Annotated in this window: 18 protein-coding genes; 5 read left to right on the forward strand and 13 right to left on the reverse strand. The window is 56.6% G+C overall.

Annotated elements, in window-relative coordinates; all coding sequences use genetic code 11:
* Positions 1-2: 2 nt before the first annotated feature.
* The gene (locus tag SK53_RS17405; RefSeq protein ID WP_025910681.1) at positions 3-1331 is read right to left on the reverse strand and encodes a PTS sugar transporter subunit IIC; all 1329 of its coding nucleotides are present in this window, start codon (positions 1329-1331) and stop codon (positions 3-5) included.
* Positions 1332-1342: 11 nt separating this feature from the next.
* A complete protein-coding gene (locus SK53_RS17410; protein WP_003861034.1) occupies positions 1343-1657 on the reverse strand; it encodes a PTS sugar transporter subunit IIB in 315 nt (104 codons plus the stop codon).
* A gap of 293 nt (positions 1658-1950) precedes the next feature.
* On the opposite strand from SK53_RS17410, the gene SK53_RS17415 reads away from it, so the two are divergent.
* Positions 1951-2901 (forward strand): LacI family DNA-binding transcriptional regulator, encoded by a 951-nt coding sequence (locus tag SK53_RS17415; RefSeq protein WP_003861033.1) that lies wholly within the window; start codon positions 1951-1953, stop codon positions 2899-2901.
* 48 nt (positions 2902-2949) lie between these two features.
* Here the strand turns inward: SK53_RS17415 and SK53_RS17420 are convergent, their stop codons facing one another.
* From SK53_RS17420 to SK53_RS17445, 6 genes are all read right to left on the reverse strand, one after another.
* A complete protein-coding gene (locus SK53_RS17420; RefSeq protein WP_003861030.1) occupies positions 2950-3246 on the reverse strand; it encodes a YicS family protein in 297 nt (98 codons plus the stop codon).
* An 82-nt stretch (positions 3247-3328) separates the two neighbouring features.
* The gene (locus SK53_RS17425) at positions 3329-4486 is read right to left on the reverse strand and encodes a multidrug effflux MFS transporter (RefSeq protein ID WP_022650105.1); all 1158 of its coding nucleotides are present in this window, start codon (positions 4484-4486) and stop codon (positions 3329-3331) included.
* 49 nt (positions 4487-4535) lie between these two features.
* Positions 4536-5900, reverse strand: a complete 1365-nt coding sequence (locus tag SK53_RS17430) for an efflux transporter outer membrane subunit (RefSeq protein ID WP_048209835.1) — start codon at positions 5898-5900, stop codon at positions 4536-4538.
* Positions 5900-9010, reverse strand: a complete 3111-nt coding sequence (locus SK53_RS17435; RefSeq protein WP_045332988.1) for an efflux RND transporter permease subunit — start codon at positions 9008-9010, stop codon at positions 5900-5902. The genes SK53_RS17430 and SK53_RS17435 overlap by 1 nt, the downstream gene beginning before the upstream one ends.
* Complete coding sequence (locus tag SK53_RS17440) at positions 9010-10131, reverse strand: efflux RND transporter periplasmic adaptor subunit (RefSeq protein WP_023315101.1); 1122 nt, start codon at positions 10129-10131, stop codon at positions 9010-9012. The genes SK53_RS17435 and SK53_RS17440 overlap by 1 nt, the downstream gene beginning before the upstream one ends.
* Before the next feature lie 147 nt (positions 10132-10278).
* The gene (locus tag SK53_RS17445) at positions 10279-10848 is read right to left on the reverse strand and encodes a TetR/AcrR family transcriptional regulator (protein ID WP_022646570.1); all 570 of its coding nucleotides are present in this window, start codon (positions 10846-10848) and stop codon (positions 10279-10281) included.
* 185 nt (positions 10849-11033) lie between these two features.
* Between SK53_RS17445 and SK53_RS17450 the strand changes: the two genes are divergently transcribed.
* A complete protein-coding gene (locus tag SK53_RS17450) occupies positions 11034-11453 on the forward strand; it encodes a GNAT family N-acetyltransferase (protein ID WP_048209836.1) in 420 nt (139 codons plus the stop codon).
* On the opposite strand, the gene SK53_RS17455 is transcribed toward SK53_RS17450, so the two are convergent.
* Positions 11450-12097 carry a TetR/AcrR family transcriptional regulator gene (locus SK53_RS17455; protein WP_003861018.1) on the reverse strand — a complete coding sequence of 216 codons (648 nt, stop codon included), beginning with the start codon at positions 12095-12097 and terminating at the stop codon, positions 11450-11452. The two genes, SK53_RS17450 and SK53_RS17455, sit on opposite strands and share 4 nt — an antisense overlap.
* A gap of 78 nt (positions 12098-12175) precedes the next feature.
* Here SK53_RS17455 and SK53_RS17460 point away from each other — a divergent pair, with 78 nt between their 5' ends.
* Both SK53_RS17460 and nlpA read left to right on the forward strand, forming a co-directional pair.
* Complete coding sequence (locus tag SK53_RS17460) at positions 12176-13675, forward strand: MDR family MFS transporter (RefSeq protein ID WP_032608159.1); 1500 nt, start codon at positions 12176-12178, stop codon at positions 13673-13675.
* Between the two features lie 241 nt (positions 13676-13916).
* A complete protein-coding gene (nlpA, locus tag SK53_RS17465) occupies positions 13917-14705 on the forward strand; it encodes a lipoprotein NlpA (RefSeq protein ID WP_045336004.1) in 789 nt (262 codons plus the stop codon).
* 33 nt (positions 14706-14738) lie between these two features.
* Here the strand turns inward: nlpA and SK53_RS17470 are convergent, their stop codons facing one another.
* Both SK53_RS17470 and SK53_RS17475 read right to left on the reverse strand, forming a co-directional pair.
* Positions 14739-15419, reverse strand: a complete 681-nt coding sequence (locus SK53_RS17470; protein WP_048209837.1) for an EAL domain-containing protein — start codon at positions 15417-15419, stop codon at positions 14739-14741.
* Between the two features lie 76 nt (positions 15420-15495).
* Positions 15496-16116 carry a LuxR C-terminal-related transcriptional regulator gene (locus SK53_RS17475; protein WP_015570093.1) on the reverse strand — a complete coding sequence of 207 codons (621 nt, stop codon included), beginning with the start codon at positions 16114-16116 and terminating at the stop codon, positions 15496-15498.
* 570 nt (positions 16117-16686) lie between these two features.
* Between SK53_RS17475 and SK53_RS17480 the strand changes: the two genes are divergently transcribed.
* On the forward strand, positions 16687-17322 hold the full coding sequence (locus tag SK53_RS17480; RefSeq protein WP_048209838.1) for a LuxR C-terminal-related transcriptional regulator: 636 nt from the start codon (positions 16687-16689) through the stop codon (positions 17320-17322).
* 6 nt (positions 17323-17328) lie between these two features.
* Here the strand turns inward: SK53_RS17480 and SK53_RS17485 are convergent, their stop codons facing one another.
* On the reverse strand, positions 17329-18393 hold the full coding sequence (locus SK53_RS17485) for a fimbrial protein (RefSeq protein WP_022650114.1): 1065 nt from the start codon (positions 18391-18393) through the stop codon (positions 17329-17331).
* Between the two features lie 15 nt (positions 18394-18408).
* Positions 18409-20901, reverse strand: coding sequence for a fimbria/pilus outer membrane usher protein (locus tag SK53_RS17490; RefSeq protein ID WP_048209839.1), 2493 nt, complete (start codon positions 20899-20901; stop codon positions 18409-18411).
* Position 20902: the final 1 nt, after the last annotated feature.

Here is a 20902-nt window from a genome sequence, read left to right on the forward strand (position 1 = left end):
ACTTAATTGCTTGTGGCTTCAGCGGCACCCACGGTTGCAGCCTGGGCTTTCTGCTCTTCGTTTTTAATCAGCGTACGCTCATAGGCGCGCAGGAACGGCAGGTACATCAGCGCCGACATCACCATGCAGACGAGGCACATCACCACCGGGCTCAGCGCCCAGTTCGCCGCCCACGAGGCGCCAATCGGCGCGGGCGTGGTCCACGGGGTTAACGAAACCACCTGAGCCAGCCAGCCGAGTTTAGTTGCGCCGTACGCCAGGCAGGCGTTGACCAGCGGAACGAACACGAACGGGATAAACAGCATCGGGTTCATGATGATCGGCGCGCCGAACAGAATCGGTTCGTTGATGTTAAAGAAGCTTGGCACAACGCCCATTTTGCCGATGGTGCGCAGATGGGTAACGCGGCTGCGCAGCAGCAGGAAGGCCAGCGGCAGGGTGGAACCGACGCCGCCAATCAGCAGGTAGTGATCCCAGAAGCCCTGCAGATAAACGTGCGGCAGCGCCGCGCCTGCGGCCAGCGCCGCCTGGTTTGCCGAGAGGTTCGCCATCCAGAACGGGTTCATGATGCCGGTGACAATCAGCGACCCGTGGATACCCGCGAACCAGAAGATCTGGCACAGCAGCACGGAGAGCAGAATCGCGGGCAGGGAGTCAGACGCCGACACCAGCGGCTCCAGCAGGTGCATAATCGCCTGCGGGATGATCATCCCGGTCTGCGCTTCAATGAACAGGTTCAGCGGGTGCAGCGTTCCGATCACCACCATCACCGGGATCAGGATCTCAAACGAACGCGCCACGCCGGTGGGCACTTCCTTCGGCAGGCGGATGGTGACGTTGTTCTGCTTCAGCCAGGCGTACACACGGGTTGAGTAAATGGCGGCGATCAGCGCGGTGAAGATGCCCTGGCCGGAGAGATACTGGGTCGAAATTTTGCCATCGGCATAGGGTGCTGCGACCAGCAGGAAGGCCATAAAGGCCAGCAGGCCGGACATCACCGGATCGAGGTTAAACTGACGCCCCAGGCTCGCCCCAATCCCCACCGAGATGAAGAAGGTCATCACGCCCATGCTGAGGTTAAACGGCAGCATCAGCTGTTCTCGGTAGGTCTGGGAGAAATCCAGCCAGCCGCGGGCGAAGCTGTTGGTGGTATCCGCCGAAAACGGCGGGAAGATAAACACCAGCATAAACGAGCCGATGATCATAAACGGCAGCGCGGCGGTAAAGCCGTCGCGGATGGCAATCACATACTTTTGCTGACCCAGCTTCGCGGCCAGCGGGGTAATTGATTGCTCAATGACCGCGACCATAGATTGATATAACGAACTCATGTGAACACCTTTTAGTGTGCCGCTTCGATAAGCGACAGAGCATAGTCCAGTACTTTATCGCCACGCTGCATGCCGTAATCCATCATGTCGATGGGCTGCACCGGAATGCCTTGCGTCGCTGCCTTGTCTGAGAGTGTCTTTAACATGTATTTCACTTGCGGTCCGAGAAGCACCACCTGATAGTGCGGAAACTGCGTATCAAATTCGGATACGCCATACGCATCTATCTTCACGGGTAAGCCCCGTTCTTTTGCTACATCGATCATTTTGCTGACCAGCAGGCTGGTGGACATCCCGGCAGAGCAGCACAGCATAATCTTGAACATCGACAACCATCCTCAAAATGTAAAAAGTTATTGCGAGGATGATTGGACATGATACGGAAACCGGTTTCCATTTATAAAAGACAGAAGTGTGACAACCATCAAGATCCAATACTTATGAGGCTAATTAACCGGATGTGGGTCACATAATTTGGCTGTTTTGGCATCAAATTGAGTGGAAACGGAAAATCGGTTTCCATGGAAAACGGAAACGGATATACTCCGTTCTGGCTATAATGTGAGCCGTAGCGGTGATGGAAATTACAGACGCCAGTTGCGTCTGACAGGGGAGAGAGATGTCTACAATCAACGATGTATCGCGTCTGGCCGGGGTGTCCAAAGCCACGGTATCACGGGTGTTGAGCGGGTCGCGTGGCGTTAAAGAAGCCAGCCGCCAGGCTGTTCTGAAAGCGGTGGACGAGCTGAACTATCGTCCCAACGTGATCGCCCAGTCGCTGCTCAGCCAGTCGACGGGCTGCATTGGGGTGATTTGCGCGCAGGAAAACATTAACCAGACCACCGGTTACCTGTACGCGCTGGAAAAACACCTCAGCCAGCATCAAAAACATCTGCTGCTGCGTTTCGCACACACGAAAACAGAAGTGATGAACGCCCTTGAAGAACTCTCCTGCGGCTTATGTGATGACATTCTGGTGATTGGCGCGCGTTTCCCGCTGGACGTGGACATGGACAACGTGATTCTGGTCGACTGTATGGAAGCCGATAACGCCAACAGCATTCAGTTCGATCACGCGTTCGCGGCTGAAACAGCCTGCAACTATCTCACCAGCCAGGGGCGTCGCCAGATAGCGCTCATCCACCCGCACGGCAGCGGCTTTGCCGATCAGGTGCTGTTGGGTTACAAACATGCGCTGGAGAAAAACTTCCTGCCCTTTAATCGCAACCTCGTGTTTATGGACGCAACTTCATCGTCCGTTGCGCTTCAGGAATTACTCAACAACGCGTCCACGCTGAACTTCAACGCGCTGCTGGTGGCGGATGAGCAGGAAGCCCAGCGGGTGATCCCGCAGTTACAGGCGTTTAATAAATCGGTACCGGAAGACATCATGGTCTTTAGCCTCGGCGGTTCGCTGCATCTGCCGGGTATTCCGGTGATCCCGGCCATTGAGTATTCCATGGACGCCATGGCGGCGCGCATCGTGAGCTGGCTGACAGAGAAAACGCAGATGCTCGGGTCCTACGTTCTGCGCGGGGATTTGATTATTCCGGATGTGCGGAAGCGTTAAACGTGTGATGTAGGCCGGGTAAGCGCGGCGCCACCCGGCGCTCAACCCTCAGTAATCTTCCATACAATCCACCTGACTGACTGCATCCCAGTAGGCGTCCAGGTTGTCACGCTTCACGGCGGTGATGGCGTTTTTGATCAGCAGCTGATTGGCCTCAGACGACAAAATCATCGCCTGCCAGGCCTTATCGCTCTGCTTTTTCTGCGGGGTACAGGTTTTCTTTACATCTTTCAGGACCTGCTGTTTTATCTGGGCCTCTTTCTCCGGAGCGCTCTTCTCCTGCGCGTGAACAAACGCAGCGAAAATCAGGCAAACGAGCAGGCAAACCAGGTGTGCAGATTTCATCGAAACCTCCTTTGAAAGTCACATGCTTCCCCTGAAATATATCGTTACATTCATCAACGCGATTCAAGCCAAAAGTATGAATTTACGCATTCTGCGTGCGGGATCCGATCGCCAGTGCAATGCCATAGCTTACTAACACCGCGAGACTCATTTTCAGCATCGTTTCTCCGCCGATACCCGCGAGAGGCGCTGCGATCCCGCCGAATAAAAACATCAGCATGCCCAGAATGGCTGACGCTGTGCCGGACTCCTTCGTGTCGACTGCGCTCATCGCTTCTGAACCCGCAATGGTGCTGATCCCGCTGTTAAATGCGACGGTGAAAAAGAGTGCAACCAGTGCCGGAACGGAAAGCTGCATCCACGCAAAGAGCAATGTCAGCCCCGCGCAGGACAACGCCAGAACGAGGCCTGTTCGCATCAATCTTTCCGCCAGATGGCGGCGTGCCAGACGGGAGAAAATCAGCGCTGAGACGATCAGGCCGATACCGTTCACACCGAACAGCAGGCTGAACTGCATGGCGCTCAGGCCATACTCGTTTTGCATCACAAAGGAGGATGCCCCGATATAGGCGAACAGCCCCGCCAGCATGAAGGCCTGGATCAGGCAGTAGCGCATAAAGCGACGATTTTTAAGTACCGTCCTGGCGGTTTGCGTCAGCGATCCCCTGCCCTGTTTCTCTGTGAGGGACTCGCGGATAAAAAGCTGGCTGGCGATCAGCAGCGCCAGACCCGCCCCTGCCATTACCCAGAACAGCATCCGCCAGTCGAAATGCGACGCGATATAGCCACCGAGTACCGGGGACACCACGGGCGCGATGCCGTTGACCGTCATCAGTAGGGCAAAAAACTGCGTTAGCATCGTGCCATGATAGTTATCGCGGGCGATGGAGCGGGCAAGTACGGAGCCGCCCGCCCCGGCAACGCCCTGCACAAATCGCCAGCCGATCAGGGCGTAAATATTCTGCGTGCTGGCGCAAAGCACTGAAGCCAGTACAAACAGCAAAAGTGAGAACAGCAGCGGCGTTTTACGTCCGATGCGATCGCTTAGCGGGCCGAAAAAGAGTTGTCCCAGCCCCAGGCCAATCAGCGCCGAGGTAAGAGAAAGCTGCGTCAGCGTTGTGGAGGTGTTGAGCTGGGTGGCGATCTCCGGCAGCGCCGGAAGATAAAAATCGGAACACAGCGGCCCGATCGCCGTCAGCAGGCCAAGGATGGCCGCGAAAGAAAAAGAGACTTTTGCCATAGGTATTTACTCTGATGGCCGGGCAACGTTGCGCCGCCCGGCAGTGATGTTACTGAATCCCGCCGCCCAGCGATTGCCACAGCGTGATGCGGTTTTCCAGGTCGGTTTGCTGCAAGGCAATCAGTGATTCCTGCGCCGACCACAGCGACCGCTGCGCGGTGAGCACCGTCAGATAATCGCCCGCGCCAGCCTTGTAACTGCGCGTCGCCACATCCAGCGTTTTTTGCTCCGCCGCCACGTATTCACGCTGGGCATCAAGCTGTTCACTCAACGTTTCGCGCCGGGCCAGCGCGTCGGCCACGTCCTTGAACGCGCTCTGGATGGTTTTCTCATAGGTCGCAATTAACCCTTTTTTCTCGGCTTCCGCATAGCGCAGCTGCGCCATATTGTTGCCGCCGCTGAACAGCGGCAGGGTGATGGAAGGTGCAAACGACCAGACCTTCATCCCGTGGCTGAACAGGGACGACAGCGAATCGCTGCCGACGCCCGCGCTGGCGGTGAGCGAGATGGTCGGGAAGAAGTTGGCGCGCGCCGCGCCGATGTTGGCGTTGGCGCTCAGCAGGTTGTGTTCCGCCTCCTGAATGTCCGGACGACGCAGCAGCGCGCTGGAGCTAACGCCCGCCGGGATCAGCGTGATGGCGTTGTCGCTCAGGCTCTCCAGCGTGCCGGGTAGCAGGTTCTCGGGCACCGTATCGCCCGCCAGCAGGTTGAGAGCGTTTTTGTCCTGCATCACCAGCGTCTGGTAGCTCGCCACGCTGGCGCGCGCCTGCTGGTAAACCGCCATCGCTTCACTGACGTCCGTTGCCGCTGCCACGCCTACTTCCTGCTGGCGCTTCACAATCTTGAGTGAGTTTGCGGCGCTCTCCAGGGTGGACTTCGCCAGCGCCAGATTGCTGTTATCCGCCGCCAGCGTCACCCAGGCCGTGGTCAGCTCGCTGACCATCGTCAGGCGCGTGTTCTGCGCGGTGTATTCGCTGGCAAGCCAGGTTTCACGCGCGGCACGCGACAGGCTCTGGTTGCGGCCAAACAGATCCAGTTCGAAGCTGGAGACCGCGCCGTTGGCTTCGTCACTTGTCGCGACACCGCTCGCCAGCGTGCGGCTGCGGGTGTGGCTCAGTTCCGCGTCCACCGTCGGGAACAGGGACGAGCGCGTTTCGCCATACTGGGCACGGGCGGCGTCGATATCCGCAATCGCTTTTTGCACGTCGCGGTTGCTGTTGAGCGCCATCGTCACCACGCTTTTCAACCGCGCATCATTCATCACCTGCTGCCACTGGCTCACCACGGCGTTGGCTTCGCCATGGGCGCCCGGCAACGTCGTCGGGACGGGGGCGTCCGGGCGCTGATACGTGGGATCTAATGACACACAGCCCGCGCTCAGCAGCGCTAACGTTAATACGGTTACACGAAACATTATGACCTCCGGTTTGCGTGCTTACCGGAGAACAGACGTTTCACCAGTACAAAGAATAAAGGAACAAAGAAGATGGCCAGCAGCGTCGCGGCCAGCGTCCCGCCGATAATACCGGTACCGATCGCCACGCGGCTGTTGGCCCCGGCGCCGGTGGCAATCGCCAGCGGCGTCACGCCTGCGATAAACGCCAGCGAGGTCATGATGATCGGACGCAGACGCGTCTGGGCGGCCCGCAGGGCGGCGCGCGTCAGGGAGTAGCCTTCGGCCACTTTGGCTTCGGCAAACTCGACAATCAGAATGGCGTTCTTCGACGACAGACCGATGGTGGTCAGCAGCGCCACCTGGAAATAGACGTCGTTGTTCAGGCCGCGCAGGGAGGCGGCAACCGCCGCGCCCAGCACCCCTAGCGGGATCACCATGATGACCGAAATCGGTACTGACCAGCTCTCATACAGCGCTGCCAGGCACAGGAACACCACCAGGATCGAGAGGGCATAAAGGCTCATCGCCTGGCCGCTCGCCAGTTTTTCCTGCAACGACAAACCGCTCCACGCCCATGTGCTGCCGGACGGCAGGCTGTTTGCCAACTGCTCCATTTTGCTCATCGCCGTGCCGGAGCTGGCGCCACTGGCGTTTTCGCCCTGAATCTCATACGCCGCCGAGCCGTTGTAGCGCACCAGGCTTTCCGGGCCGTACTCCCAGCGGGTGGTGGCGAAGGCGGAGAACGGTGTCATGGTGCTGTCGCTGCCGCGCACATACCACTTGTTGAGATCCGACGGCACGGCGCGATAGTCGCTGTCGCCCTGGATGTAGACCTTTTTCACGCGGCCGCGATCGATAAAGTCGTTCACGTAGGTCCCGCCCCAGGCGCTGGAGAGGGTGTCGGTGACGTCGCTCAGGGACAGCCCCAGCGACACGGCTTTGTTGTTATCGATATCCACCTGAAGCTGCGGCATCTGCGGCAGATCGTTGGCGCGCACGGCGTGCAGCGAGTTGTCCTGGTTGGCTTCGCCAATCAGCTGGTTACGCAGTTTCAGCAGCGCGTCGCGGTCGGTGCCGCCGCTGGCCATCAGCTCAAAGGTAAAGCCGTTGCTCTGGCCTAAACCATCCACCGCCGGGGGCGTCATGGCGAAAATTGTGGCATCCCGAATGGTGCTCAGCTCCTGCGTGGCGCGCAGGGCAATGGCCTGGGCGGTATTCTCATCGCCTTTGCGCTCTGACCAGTTTTTCAGGGAGACGAACGCCATCCCGGCGTTCTGGCCGCTGCCGCTGAAGCTGAAGCCTTCAATGGTGAAGATCACGTCGGTATTGGCTTTCTCTTTGGTGAGGAACCACTCGCGTACCTGGCGGCTTACCTCGGCGGTACGCACCGCGGTTGCGCCGGCAGGCAGGGTGTACTGCACCATGATTTCACCCTGGTCTTCGGTTGGCAGGAAGCTGCCCGGCAGTTTTAGCATGGCGAACCCCATCGCGCCGCAGAGCAGGGCGTAGATCACCAGCATGCCACCGGAACGGCGCAGGGCGCGCAGCACCTTGTTCTGATAGCTGTGCTCGGTCTTACTGTAGAAGCGGTTAAACGCGCCGAAGAAGCCCTTTTTGTGCGGAGCGGTGTGATTCAGGATCGAGCCGCACAGCGCGGGCGTCAGGGTCAGCGCCACCACCACGGAGAGGAACATCGCCGAAATAATGGTGACCGAGAACTGGCGGTAAATGACCCCGGTAGAGCCGCCGAAGAAGGCCATCGGCAGGAATACCGCAGAGAGCACCAGCGCAATGGCGATCAGCGCGCCGGAAATTTCGCCCATCGATTTTTCGGTCGCTTCCCGGGCGGGCAGCCCTTCGTCGCGCATAATACGCTCGACGTTTTCCACCACCACGATGGCGTCATCCACCAAAAGCCCTATCGCCAGCACCATCGCAAATAGCGTCAGGGTGTTGATGGAGTAACCGAACAGCGCCAGCACGCCGAAGGTGCCCAGCAGCACCACCGGCACCGCCAGCGCCGGGATCAGCGTCGCACGGATGTTTTGCAGGAACAGGTACATCACCACCACCACGAGGATAATGGCTTCGAACAGGGTCTGAATCACGTCCTCAACGGAGATCTTGATGAACTCGGTGCTGTCTTTCGGGTAGGCCACGTCGTAGCCTTCCGGCATCGACTTTTTGAACTCGGCGATCTTATCTTTTACCGCCGTGGCGGTGTTAAGCGCGTTGGCGCCCGGTGAGAGCATCACCGCCATACCCGCCGCCGGGTGGCCGTTCAGCTTCGCGGTGGCGGTGTAATCTTCGCTGCCCATCTCCACGCGCGCGACGTCGCTGATGCGCACCACCGCACCGTTGGACTGGCTCTTGACGATGATCTTTTTGAACTCATCGACCGTTTGCAGACGCGACTGAGCGCGGACGGTGGCGGTCAGCTGTTGGGCGTTCGACGAGGGCAGCGCGCCGATTTTACCGGCGGAAACCTGCACGTTCTGCGCTTCAATCGCGCTCTGCACGTCGGAGGGCATCAGCGAGTACGACGCCAGCTTCGCCGGGTCGAGCCAGATGCGCATCGCGTATTCTGCACCGAACACCTGTAGGCTACCGACGCCATCCACGCGCGCCAGCGGATCCTGCATATTACTCACCAGCCAGTCGGCGATATCCGAGCTGCTGGCGGTGTCGGTTTTGTCATATACGCCCATGATCAGCAGGAAGTTGCTCTGGGATTTTTCGACGGTGATCCCGGACTGCTGCACCTCGGTCGGCAGGCGCGATTCTGCCTGCTGGACTTTATTCTGCACCTGTACCTGAGCGGTGTCCGGATCGGTTCCCTGTTCAAACGTGACGTTAATGCTCACCGACCCGTCCGAGCTGCTGGTGGAGGTGAAGTAGAGCAGGTTATCCAGCCCGGTGAGCTGCTGCTCGATCACCTGCGTCACGCTGTTCTCCAGCGTTTGTGCGGAGGCGCCGGTGTAGGTGGCGGAGATTTTGATCGACGGCGGAGCCACGTCCGGGTACTGCGCAACGGGCAGCGTGCGGATCGCCAGCATTCCGGCGAGCATGATGAGAATGGCGATCACCCAGGCAAAGACCGGGCGACGCACGAAGAAACGGGAAAACATCAGGCGTTTCCTCCGTTGGTCTTCATCTCTTCAGCTTTCACTTCCTGCCCGGCGGTGACTTTGTCGGTGCCTTCCACAATCAGCTTATCGCCAGCCTTCAAACCGCTCAGCACCAGCCATTTGTCGCCGTAAGTGTCACCCGTCTCCAGCTGACGCTGTTCGACCTTGTTGCTGGCGTTCACCACCAGCGCGGTGGCGGTGCCTTTGGCGTCGCGAGTGATGCCCTGCTGCGGGGCGAGGATCGCGTCATTCATGATGCCTTCATCCACTCTGGCGCGGACGAACATGCCCGGCAGAAGCTGATGCTGCGGGTTCGGGAAGACGGCGCGCAGGGTGACTGAGCCGGTAGACTCATCCACCGCCACTTCGGTTAACGCCAGATGGCCTTTTTCGCTGTAGCTGCTGCCGTCTTCGAGAATCAACGACACGTTCAGCGTATCGCTGTTGCTGGCGAGGGTTTGCTTGCGTAAACGCAGCAGATCGGCGCTGGAACGGGTTAAATCGACGTACATACTGTCCAGCCCGCGAATGGTGGCCAGCGCGGTATCCTGCTGGGCGGTCACCAGCGCGCCGGGGGTCACAGAGGAGATGCCGATACGTCCGGCAATCGGCGCGGTGACGGTGGTCCAGTTGAGGTTAATGCGGGCGCTTTCCAGCGCGGCTTTCTTTGACTCGACGCTGGCCTTGTCCTGCGCGCAGGTGGACTTCGCGTCTTCCGCATCCTGACGTGATACGCCGTCGTCCTTCACCAGCTGCGCATAGCGTCGGGCTTTCTGGCAGTCGGCCTGCACCAGCGCCTGCGCCTGTTTCAGTGCGGCGGCAGCTTCATTATAAGCGGCGCGGTAGCTGGAAGGATCGATCTGATACAGCGCCTGCCCGGCCTTGACCGTATCGCCTTCGGTGAAGAGCCGTTTCTGAATAATGCCGCCCACCTGAGGGCGCACTTCGGCGCTCATCGCGGCGGCGGTGCGGCCGGTCAGCTCGCTAACGACGGACACCGGCTGGCTCATGAGTGTGACAATCCCCACTTCCGGAAGAGGACGTTGAGGAGCAGATGTTTGCGCATTATCGCACCCTGTCAGGAGGAGTAATGCTGCGATGGAGGTTGTTATGGTTTTCATAATCTTTTTCCAGGGTGAACGAAGCCTGCCCTGTTAATCGCTTAACAGGGAGGAGGGCTAATTAAAAGCACAGCGATCCCGCATCTCTGGCAGAGCCAGAAATGAAAAAAGGGAAATTAATTATTTCCGCTAATTATTCACATGCGATTACTTCGCAGAGAAAAGCATATTTAAAATATTCTGGTATATGGGCTCTAATTGTTCTGACGGTACTTTTAAAGGCGTGAGTCGACGGTAAATCGTGCCTTCGATCATCACAGCGGTAATCTCCACGCAGCAGCGAATATGCTCATCGCTCAGGTGGGGGAACTGCTTTTTAAGGTGCTCACAAGCGTTGGCGAACATGCGGGCTTCGGCTTCGATCAGCATGTTTGCCACCAGCGGATTGCGCGTGGCCTCTGCGGACATTTCGAGCATTAGCGCGTCATCATCTTCGTTAAGCGTCTGGCGCCAGGCAAGCGCCTGCGGCATCCCTTCAACCAGGGTTTTGCCCTGCATCTCCTCAATACGTGAGTCGATAATGCGCCGGATCATCTCTTCAATGATCGCGTCTTTGTTACTGAAATAGCGATAGATTTGTCCGACGCTGAGCCTGGCTTCGCTGGCGATCTGCGACATGCTGGCAGCGTGAAATCCACTGGCGCGAAAGCAGCGGCGCGCGGCGGTGATGATTTCGTCCTGCCGTAGTTTTTGTCGTTCTTCCAGCTTTGTGCTCATCGTCGGCTACCGTAAAAAATGAGAATGATCGTTCTCATTATACGTTTTCGGAGCCTATTGGAAAGGTTTTTTTTATTTACATATTGAATGAATATTTCCTTGTTTAAACAATGGAGGAAATAAGGAGTTTTTATGAAGGTTAAGCTGTGAGATATTCAGATTGCGCTGAAAATAAGGAGAGATTTATGCACCTGAGCATTACAGATAAAGTCACGGCTGAAGAAAAAGAAGAATTATTAACGGGGCTAAGAGCCTATAACGCGCAGTATTTAGATCTGGCGACGTTTAGTGGCGATATTGGCGTATATATGCGAGACGATAATGGCGTCATGCTGGGCGGGTTAATCGGCGTACGGAAAGGCGACTGGCTGAACATCGACTATCTGTGGGTCAGTGACAGCGTGCGGGGTACGGGTGTGGGAAGCCAGCTTATCAAAACGGCTGAAGAGGAGGCCCGTCGCAAAGGCTGTCGTCACGCGCTGGTGGATACGGTCAGCTTCCAGGCGCGTCCGTTCTATAAAAAACAGGGTTATCAGGTGCAGATGTCCTTGCAGGATTACCCTTATCAGGGAATGCAGAGACACTATCTGTCCAAAAATCTTTAACCGCCGATCCCGGTGCCTATCACGGCTAACACGTGGCGCACCACGATCTCCGGCGAGAGGGCGCTAAGCCTCTCGTCATTGCGCATGCGGGAGAACGGCACCAGCACCAGGCTCAGCAGCGTAGTGAACAGCAGTTCGGGGGCCAGCGCCGGATTCAGCTTTCCTTCCTGCTGCCAGCCTTTGATGGTTGCCAGCGTGGTGTGATATTTCTCATCGCCAAAGCGTGCCTGCAAATGGGTGCGCAGTACCGGCATCTCGCCAATCACCTCCTGCATCCACAGCGGGGCAAACCAGCGATACTTTTCCGCCAGTTCGGCCAGCACCCTGACCATTTCCGTCAGGGCATCCACCGGCGAATCCCGGTTGTCGGCGAAAATCGCCCCGATCCGCTCGCGTAACGGCAGGAAGCGCTCCTCAATCATCGCATCCAGTAACTGTTCTCTGGAGTTGAAGTAGTAGTGCAGCATGGCGGGCGTCACGCCTGCTTCGCGGGCAATAGCGTTCAACGACGTATTGGCGATCCCCTGGCGGGAAAAGAGATTCAGGGCGATATCCAGCAGCTGTTCACGGCTGGCGGTAACGCGCTTGCCGCCGCGTGGCCGACCGGGGCGGCGGGGTTCAGAATTGTCCTTTTGTGCTGACATGGTCACCGTATCTCTTGATCTTATTCATCACTTCCACAAATATTAATTATACGATTAATTAATTTCAAGTGATGTCTTATGGAGTCCGACGTAATGACTCAACCTGCGAAAAAGGCGCCGTCGATTAAGCTGCTGTTCAGCGCACTCCTGCTGGTGATGCTGCTCTCGGCGCTGGATCAGACCATTGTTTCCACCGCGCTGCCGACCATCGTGGGTGAGCTGGGCGGGCTGGATAAACTCTCGTGGGTGGTAACGGCCTATATCCTCAGTTCGACCATCGTGGTGCCGCTGTACGGCAAATTCGGCGATCTGTTTGGCCGAAAAATCGTTCTGCAAATCGCGATTGTGCTGTTCCTTGTGGGGTCCGCGCTGTGCGGTCTGGCGCAGAACATGACCCAGTTGGTGCTGATGCGCGCCCTGCAAGGGCTGGGGGGCGGGGGTCTGATGGTGATCAGCATGGCTGCCGTGGCGGACGTGATCCCGCCTGCCGATCGGGGTCGCTATCAGGGGCTGTTTGGCGGCGTGTTTGGCCTGGCGACGGTGATAGGGCCGCTGATCGGCGGGTTTATCGTTCAGCACGCATCCTGGCGCTGGATTTTCTACATCAACCTGCCGCTGGGGCTGTTTGCGCTGCTGGTGATTGGCGCGGTTTTCCACGGCAGCGCGCGGCGCAGCAAGCATGAGATTGATTACCTGGGGGCGATTTACCTCAGCATGGCGTTGCTGTGCATCATTCTGTTTACCACCGAGGGGGGGACGATCCGCCAATGGAGCGACCCGCAGCTGTGGTGCATTCTGGCCTTCGGCCTGACGGGGATCGCCGGGTTTATCTACGAAGAGCGGCTGGCGTGGGAGCCGATTATCCCGCTGTCGCTCTTCCGCGACCGCAGCTTCCTGCTCTGTAGCCTGATCGGTTTTATTATCGGCATGTCGCTGTTTGGCTCCGTCACTTTCCTGCCGCTCTATTTACAGGTGGTAAAAGACGCCACGCCGACGCAGGCCGGTTTGCAGCTCATCCCCCTGATGGGGGGGCTGTTGCTCACCTCCATCATCAGCGGGCGCATCATCAGCCGTACCGGGAAATATCGTCTGTTCCCGATCCTCGGCACGCTGCTCGGCGTGGTGGGGATGATGTTACTGACGCGCATTTCAATCACCTCTCCAACCTGGCAGCTTTACCTGTTTACCGGCGTGCTGGGCATGGGGCTGGGACTGGTGATGCAGGTGCTGGTGCTGGCGGTGCAAAACAGCGTGTCAGCCGATCAATACGGCGTCGCGACGTCTGGGGTGACGCTGTTCCGCTCCATTGGCGGGGCGATTGGCGTCGCGCTGTTTGGCGCGGTGTTCACCCATATTCTGCAATCAGGTCTGATCGACAGGCTGCCGGAAGGGGCGGAACTGCCGCGCGAACTTAATCCCGTTGCCATACACCATCTGCCTGATGCCCTGCGTCTGGACTATCTGGATGCGTTCGGCTCGGCGATCCATGCGGTGTTCATGCTGGCGGCGGGGATTATGGTGCTGGCGTTTGTGTTGTCGTGGTTTTTGCGCGAAGCGCCGCTGCGTCGGCAGGCGTGAGGGAAGCGGTTCTGCTTGTGCCTGGACTACCGTAGCCTGATGCCCATCGCCCGGTGGCGCTACGCTTACCGGGCCTACACTTCCCCCGTCACGTAGGCCGGGTAAGCGCAGCGCCACCCGGCAACAGGCCGCATATAACTTAACCGTCTTACTGATTCCTTTTCGTTTTTTAGCCTGCCGTCTCGTTGTCGATATAGTCTTCAAAACGTCTTTCAAAAGGAACTGTCTCGTGAAACTTCGAATGGGTGTGCTTCTCCTGACTGGCCTGCTGCTCGCGGGCTGTGACCAGGGCGGCAATGATGCCAGACACATTAAAGTCGGCGTAATCAATGGCGCTGAGCAGGACGTGGCGGAAGTCGCCAAAAAGGTGGCAAAGGAGAAATACGGTCTGGATGTTGAGCTGGTGGGCTTTAGCGGCTCGCTGCTACCCAACGATGCCACCAACCAGGGCGAACTGGACGCCAACGTCTTCCAGCATCGCCCTTTCCTTGCAGAAGATAACAAGGCGCACAATTACAAGCTGGTCGCCGTGGCCAATACCTTCGTCTTCCCGATGGCGGGTTACTCCCGAAAGATTAAATCGGTGTCTGAGCTTAAGGACGGCGCAACCATTGCGATTCCAAACGATCCCACCAACCTTGGTCGCGCGCTGTTGCTGCTGCAAAAAGAGAAGCTGATTACCCTTAAACCGGATGTTGGCCTGCTGCCAACGGCGCTGGATATTACCGCGAACCCGAAAAACTTACAGATTATGGAGCTGGAAGGGGCGCAGCTGCCGCGCGTGCTGGACGATCCGAAAGTGGATGTGGCCATCATCAGTACCACCTATCTCCAGCAAACGGGGCTTTCCCCGGTACACGACAGCGTCTTTATCGAAGACAAAAACTCACCCTACGTGAATATTGTGGTCACGCGTGAAGAGAACAAAGACGCCGAAAACGTGAAGGAATTTATCCAGTCCTATCAGTCGCCGGAAGTGGCGAAAGCGGCGGAGACCATTTTTAACGGTGGCGCGGTGCCGGGCTGGTAAGCCCCGGTAAAAAGGCCAGCGCTCCGCTGGCCGTCAAAGCGTTACGCGGGCATCGGTTCGGCTTTCGGGCCACAGAAAACCCTGACCAGACTGTGCGCCGGACGCGCGGGCGCGCGCCAGATCCCGCGAGTTTTCGATGCCTTCTATAAGAATTGATTGCGCGATACCTGCCCTGACCTCCTGTACAAACGGGGCAAGCGGCGCGCGCTCGCGCAGTGCTGAACGGTCAATTTTTACCCCATCCAGCGGTAGCGCAAGCCGCGCGAACGCCTCAGCCAACTCCCGGGTTAAATCGTCCAGCCAGATTTGCCATCCCGCCTCTTTTAACCGAACAAGCGTGGCATGAAGATGACGTTGCTCAGCCTCGCTCAGCCGTGTGATGGTGAGGGGATCCTGAATTTCAATCGTTAACCGCTGCTGATGGCGTAACGCCAGCAACAACCGGATAGCGCGTTCGTCGAGAAGGTGTTCTGCCGGAAGGTTTAGCCAGTAACCGTCCCGGGCGGGTATCTGTAACAGGGTGTTGGCCTGCCAGAAGAAGATTTGCAGCGCGCTGCGCGAGGGCAGCGAGGCAAACAGCACCTCAAGATTGACGTTATGGATCTCCACGAGAACTTCATGCGCGAACACCTGGCCCGAATGAAGATCGACAAGCGGCTGGAAGCGCAGCCCTGAGATACGTTGCAACAGGGGAGAGGGAAGAACGGTATACATGGAACAGCCTTCAGGAAATGAAAAAAAGGTTCCCGCGGACACGGGAACAAAAGGCAAACGACACACGGTCAAATTCTTAATTCAGGATCCAGCGAATGCTCTGGTAAAACGAGGGGCCACGCACGGCTTTAAGCTTGTTCATGGCGTTGTTCTTATAAAAGTAAACCAGCCTGACGTTACACCCCAGCTGACGGGCGATTTGCTTGGTTTTGAGATTACAGGAATAGCCGCGCAATACGCTGGCCTCCTCGCTGGACAGCCTCGCCGGGGTGCGTAAGCGGGTCGTCATGCCTACGTTGTAACGGCCAGACTCTTGCGGCGTCTGGCTCATCAGTATTTGCCACAGCGCTTTGATATCCCCCAGGGAGACTCTTTTGCTGATGACCCCATCAACATGTTTGAATTTCAAATAGCCGGCGGATAACGAATAGATATAGATCTTCGCCGTCACTTGTTTCTGTTTAATGCAGAGAATGTCGTCATTTGTCGTCACCCGGAAATGACGCGTATTCAACGGATCATAAATGATGATATCAAAGAGTTGTTCACTCATAGCAAGTTCTTCGATATGGGTAAACCCATGGAAAATAACGTCGTGTTTTTCATCAGGCTCACGCTTTCCAAGCGATTGCAGGCCAATCATCGTGAATTCGCAGCTGTCAACAACGGCAACGTGAATTGTTTTTTTATTTTGCATTGGCATTCTCCTTTCGCTGAGTAAACAGTCCATATAAGAGAAAATGGCGGTTCGCACTCTCTTATTAAAAGAATAGCGAGCACTTTTTTAAATAACGCGATGCGATGGCATCAATGTAAGCCAATACAAACCGGCGAGTAAAGCTGATGCCAATTATTAGAAGAAGATAAAATTGAAAAATGGTTTTAATGGTATATGTAATTGTTTTAATCTTCTTATAATATTCATGACAGGTTTTTATTCTGTAAAGGAGTGGATATTAAGTGTCAGGTAGTTGATTAATGGAGTTGATACACTGTTTTATCAGTGGGTTATTGCTGTTTCTGTGAGAAAAGTTGTGATCGTGGCAGGATTATCGACAGGGCTTAATCTGCGAGAGGAAACGGCGTGCAGAATAAAATAGAATTTTTTCTATAAATTTAATGTCCTTGTTCAGATTTTTAGGCCTGAGAAGGATAAAATCCTGGCGCGAAGAGGTTGTGAGTGGTGAGTACATAAACTATTATCATTTTCCTCCGGTCACGAGAATTTTGAAAAGACATGAATAATACTGAACGTATCGTAAGGGTAATGGTGTTTTATAAAATAAATATATTTAAAGAGATAATATTCCGGGCGCTCCAGGATCTTTTACCCGATTACGTACTGAACATTACTCAGGTCGATTCCACAGAACAGGCGCTGGCGGCGGTGGCGGATAATAGCGTGGATGTTTTCTTCACTGAATTTAATTATCTGCTTAATCATAAAGAGTGGAGTGCGGAGGTCAGCAGCCGTTTTACATCTTTATGTAAAACCCATCACGTCAGGCGTGTTCTGTTGGTGCCCGAGCTGCCTTACGGGCTGTTAAAAAAAGTTCTGGAGATGAAATTTGAATTAACCATCAGTCAGCAGGATGAATTGACTGAACTGAAAAAGGAATTACCCGCGTTGCTCATGGCGGACGGGCAAAAACCGTCGATCTCTTCGTGGCTCAGGCGGGTAATGCGGTCCGGCTCCCGGGCGCGCTCCATCCTCTCGGCCAGAGAGTGGGAGGTGCTTCATCTTATTGTGGAAGGATTTTCAACGACGGAGATTGCCCGTCATCGAAACCGTTCGGTCAGTACCATTGCGACGCAGAAGCATAATGCGATGAAAAAGCTGAATCTTTCCAACCACAGCGAACTGATTAAGTATGTGCAGACGGTTGGAAAGATGGAGGAATAGTCCACATCAGGGGTAGATAATATTCAGCGTAGCCGATGTATTGATCTTACCCTGGCTCACCTGGGCGGGTGCCCACACGTAATAGTACGCCGCCATCGGAAGGGTGAAATGTTCGTCCAGCGCCGCGCCAGCCGCCACGCTGAAGATCATTGTGGCGTTGCCACGGCTGGTGGTCGAGGTAGAGAAGGTCACCGGCGTTTGCGGGGCGTCACGTTTTATCAGGCGGAGCCCCACGCCCTGCGCCGCGCTACTGCTGCTGTCGATCAGCACCGAGCTGTCGGTCGAAAGCAGCTGCGTGCTGGACAGAAACATCTCAATTGCCCGATCGGAATTGCCATTAACCCCGACGTTCTGACAGCTCATGTTCAGTGAAAAAGGCGTCAGCCCCGGCTGTGAGGATGCACTGAGCTGGGGAATGCCGAGCGTCGGCAGCGCCACGGTCAGCCCCGCATTATCAAAGGAACAGGTAGTCAGTTTTGGCGCGTATTTGATGATCATCGGCTGACCAAACATATCGCGGTTGTCGTAAGGCCACTTGAACCCGCTGAATAACCACTGCGCTATCTTGATGACCTGATTGATTGGCCAGGTGATGATTTCCCAGATAGATAACCCGCTCATGTCGCTGACGAACAGAACGTCGCTCATGTTCGCCGTATCCCCCGTCAGGGTGGTGCCGCTCTGGTTAACGAGGGTGAAGCGAACCGTAAACGGTGTATTCAGCTCAGACGCCGTATGGCTACCGCTGGCAGACAGGGTTTTATTGGCCGGGGGATTGGTGATCTCCGCCCGCACCATATACTTGTTGTTGCTGAATCCGAGGATGGTCGCGTATTTGCTGTCGGTCGAGAGGATCGGCGTGTAAGAAAATTCGCTATTACCCGTCGTACAGTTGAACGAGCCGCTGTACTGGGTGGTGAAGCTGCCGGTCCATGTGGGCGTGGCCGGGCTCAGCTTATCCGATAAATCAATGGTAATCGGTGTGCCATAAACGATGCTGCTGCCGGAGCAGGTGGCATAGCTCATCCCGCTAACGCTGGTGAGGAGCAGGAACATGAATGATCGTAACATTTTGATAATCCGTAATTAATGGCAAACCGATGAGGGGCTGTTCAGCCCCCAGGCCGGGGAGGAGATTTCGCACTTTCCGCCGCGGAGATGCACGTTGAGCGCGCGTGGCGGCTGTTCAGCACGGATATACAGTACGCTGGCCTGTCCGACATACCCGACAGATTCACCATGTTCATCCAGCACTTCGGTGCCAAAGGGCAGCGGTTTGCCGTCGGCGCGCGTCGCATGAAGTACCCATGACTGGCGCTTGTCGGTTTCAAAGCGGATATAGCTCACCGCCCCGTCGTAAGGAGCCACGTTAGCCATATTGCCGATCACCTCCGCGCCAGCGCTGTTTTCCGTTTCAGTTAACGTAATGGCGTTTTTGCGATACGGGGTGGCGTAAGGCACCAGCGCCACGCCATCGCGGTTCGTCATAATGCTTTCATCGCCGTTCACCATCAGCCCCTCCGCCTTTGGCGCATCGACGATAGTCATGGTTGTGCCGGTTTCGTTTGAGGCGAGAACGTGCCACGGGTAGGCCACCAGGCTGCCGCGTCCGCTGAGCCCTGTCTGGCGGTAGTCGGAGGATTCGCTGTAAGAGCCACCGAGTGTCGCGAAGTTCGAACGGTACGCGGCGTTAACGCTTGCCGCATTTTTCCCCCCCCGCGCATTACTGCCGGAGAGGGTGTAGCTCAGTCGGTTCGACGCCAGCGCGTTCCCGCTCATGCTGATATTGCTCTGCTCGTAATGCGAATCGCTGGCCGTCAGGCTGGAGGTGATCCACGCATTATTATCAAACAGCGAGAACGGCAGGCTGAGGGAGAGGTAAAGGCGCGTCTCTTCTTCACTGTCCCTGTTCCGTACCCGGCTGGCCGACAGGGTATAGCTGGCGCGGCCGATGGCGTTGGAATAGCCCATCTGGTATTCGCGCGTGGTTTGCTGTGAGTTCCAGTAATCGCGCTGTGTGCCGGAGACAAACACCGTGCCCCAGTTATTGAGCAGGCGCTGATTAAGGTTAAGCGTAAAGGTATTCTTGGGCTGCGCCGCGCGCATGGCGTCCCAGGTGCTTAGCGACATGTCGGGCGCAACGCCAAACCGATCTTCATAGTCGTCGTACTGCGCTCTCAGGCGCTGATACCCTTCGCGCGAATAGAGCGCGTCGCTGAAGCTGTAATAGCCTTTAGTGGAATAGCGATAGGCCGCCAGGGTGAAGTTGGTGGCGGTGGTATCGATAAATTTGCTGTACGACACGCGATAACTCTGACCGCTGCTGGTGCGATCCTGTAGGGTGGTTTTGGCGTGGGTGACATCAAACGAGACCGCGCCAAAGGGAAGGTTCCACCCGGTACCGACAAGCCCGGCCTGGTAGTTATCGCTAATAATCGTCCCGGTATACCCGGTGATGAGGTTATTAAACCCGTAGCGCAGCGTGGCCTGCATGAATGCGGGTTCGGCATCGAGCGTGTTCTTATGCACTTTACCCGCCACCACGCTGTACTGACTCACCCCTTCTTTTAGCATCCCGGGTACGGCGGAAAACGGCACCGTGAAGGACTGCTGTGAACCGTCCGCTTCACGCACCACCACCAGCAAATCGCCCGCGGAGCCGGTAGGCTGAATGCTGTCGAGGGTAAACTGGCCCGGCGGCACATTCTCCTGATAGATCACGTTGCCATTCTGGATAACTTTCACCAGGGCGTTCGTCCGTGCCACGCCGTGAACCACCGGTGAAAAACCCTGCTGTGAATTTGGGCGCATCTTCATGTCCGACGCCAGCGACACGCCGCGCACGCGCAGGGAATCAAACAGATCGCCAGGAATATAAAAGTCACCCAGCGTCAGGTTGGATTTCAGCGAGGCCAGGGGACGGCGCAGGTAGCGGGTATTATTCTGCCAGCTACTCTCTCCGCTGGCCGTTTTCCGCCAGGCGCTGCTGTCGCGAAACTGCCAGCCGAACAGGTTGGCGCCGGAATCCAGCCCGGCATAAAAATCATCATTTGTGTCTTTCGCAGCGCCTTTCGCGCGGGTGTTGTACCAGGTCGTGTTCCACGAGAGCATCAGCGCCGGTATCCCCTCGTCCCAGAACTGGGGGGCAATGTAACCTTCTTCAGTACGCAGCACGGCCGCCTGCGGAACGGTAAGCGCCAGACTCAGGGTGCTGGTATCGGTTTTGACTTCACCGCCCTGAACCAGATCGCGCAGCTGAACCTGCCCGTGCGCAATGGCGGGCGCAGGCACGGACGTGGTGTTGATGCCAAGCGACCGGGCATCTTTCCAGGCAATGCGGATGTCGTCACGCTGCTCGCCGTAGATGACGGTATAACGTCCCTTCCAGCTGCCGTTTACGTAGATATCCATCTCCTGGCTGCCGGCAGGCATGGCGTTGTTTTCGGAAAAGCGAGACAGATCGGACTCACCGGATGCGCCAGCAAGCAGGGAGGGATCAAACGAGACGGCCCCTGATTTATGCGAAAGCAGAAGCGTGCAGACTGCCAGCAGACAGAGTCTGTTTTGTTTCATTTTCATG

The sequence above is a fragment of the Enterobacter sp. MGH119 genome (genome assembly GCF_001037675.1).
Taxonomy (GTDB): Bacteria; Pseudomonadota; Gammaproteobacteria; order Enterobacterales; family Enterobacteriaceae; genus Enterobacter; species Enterobacter hormaechei_C.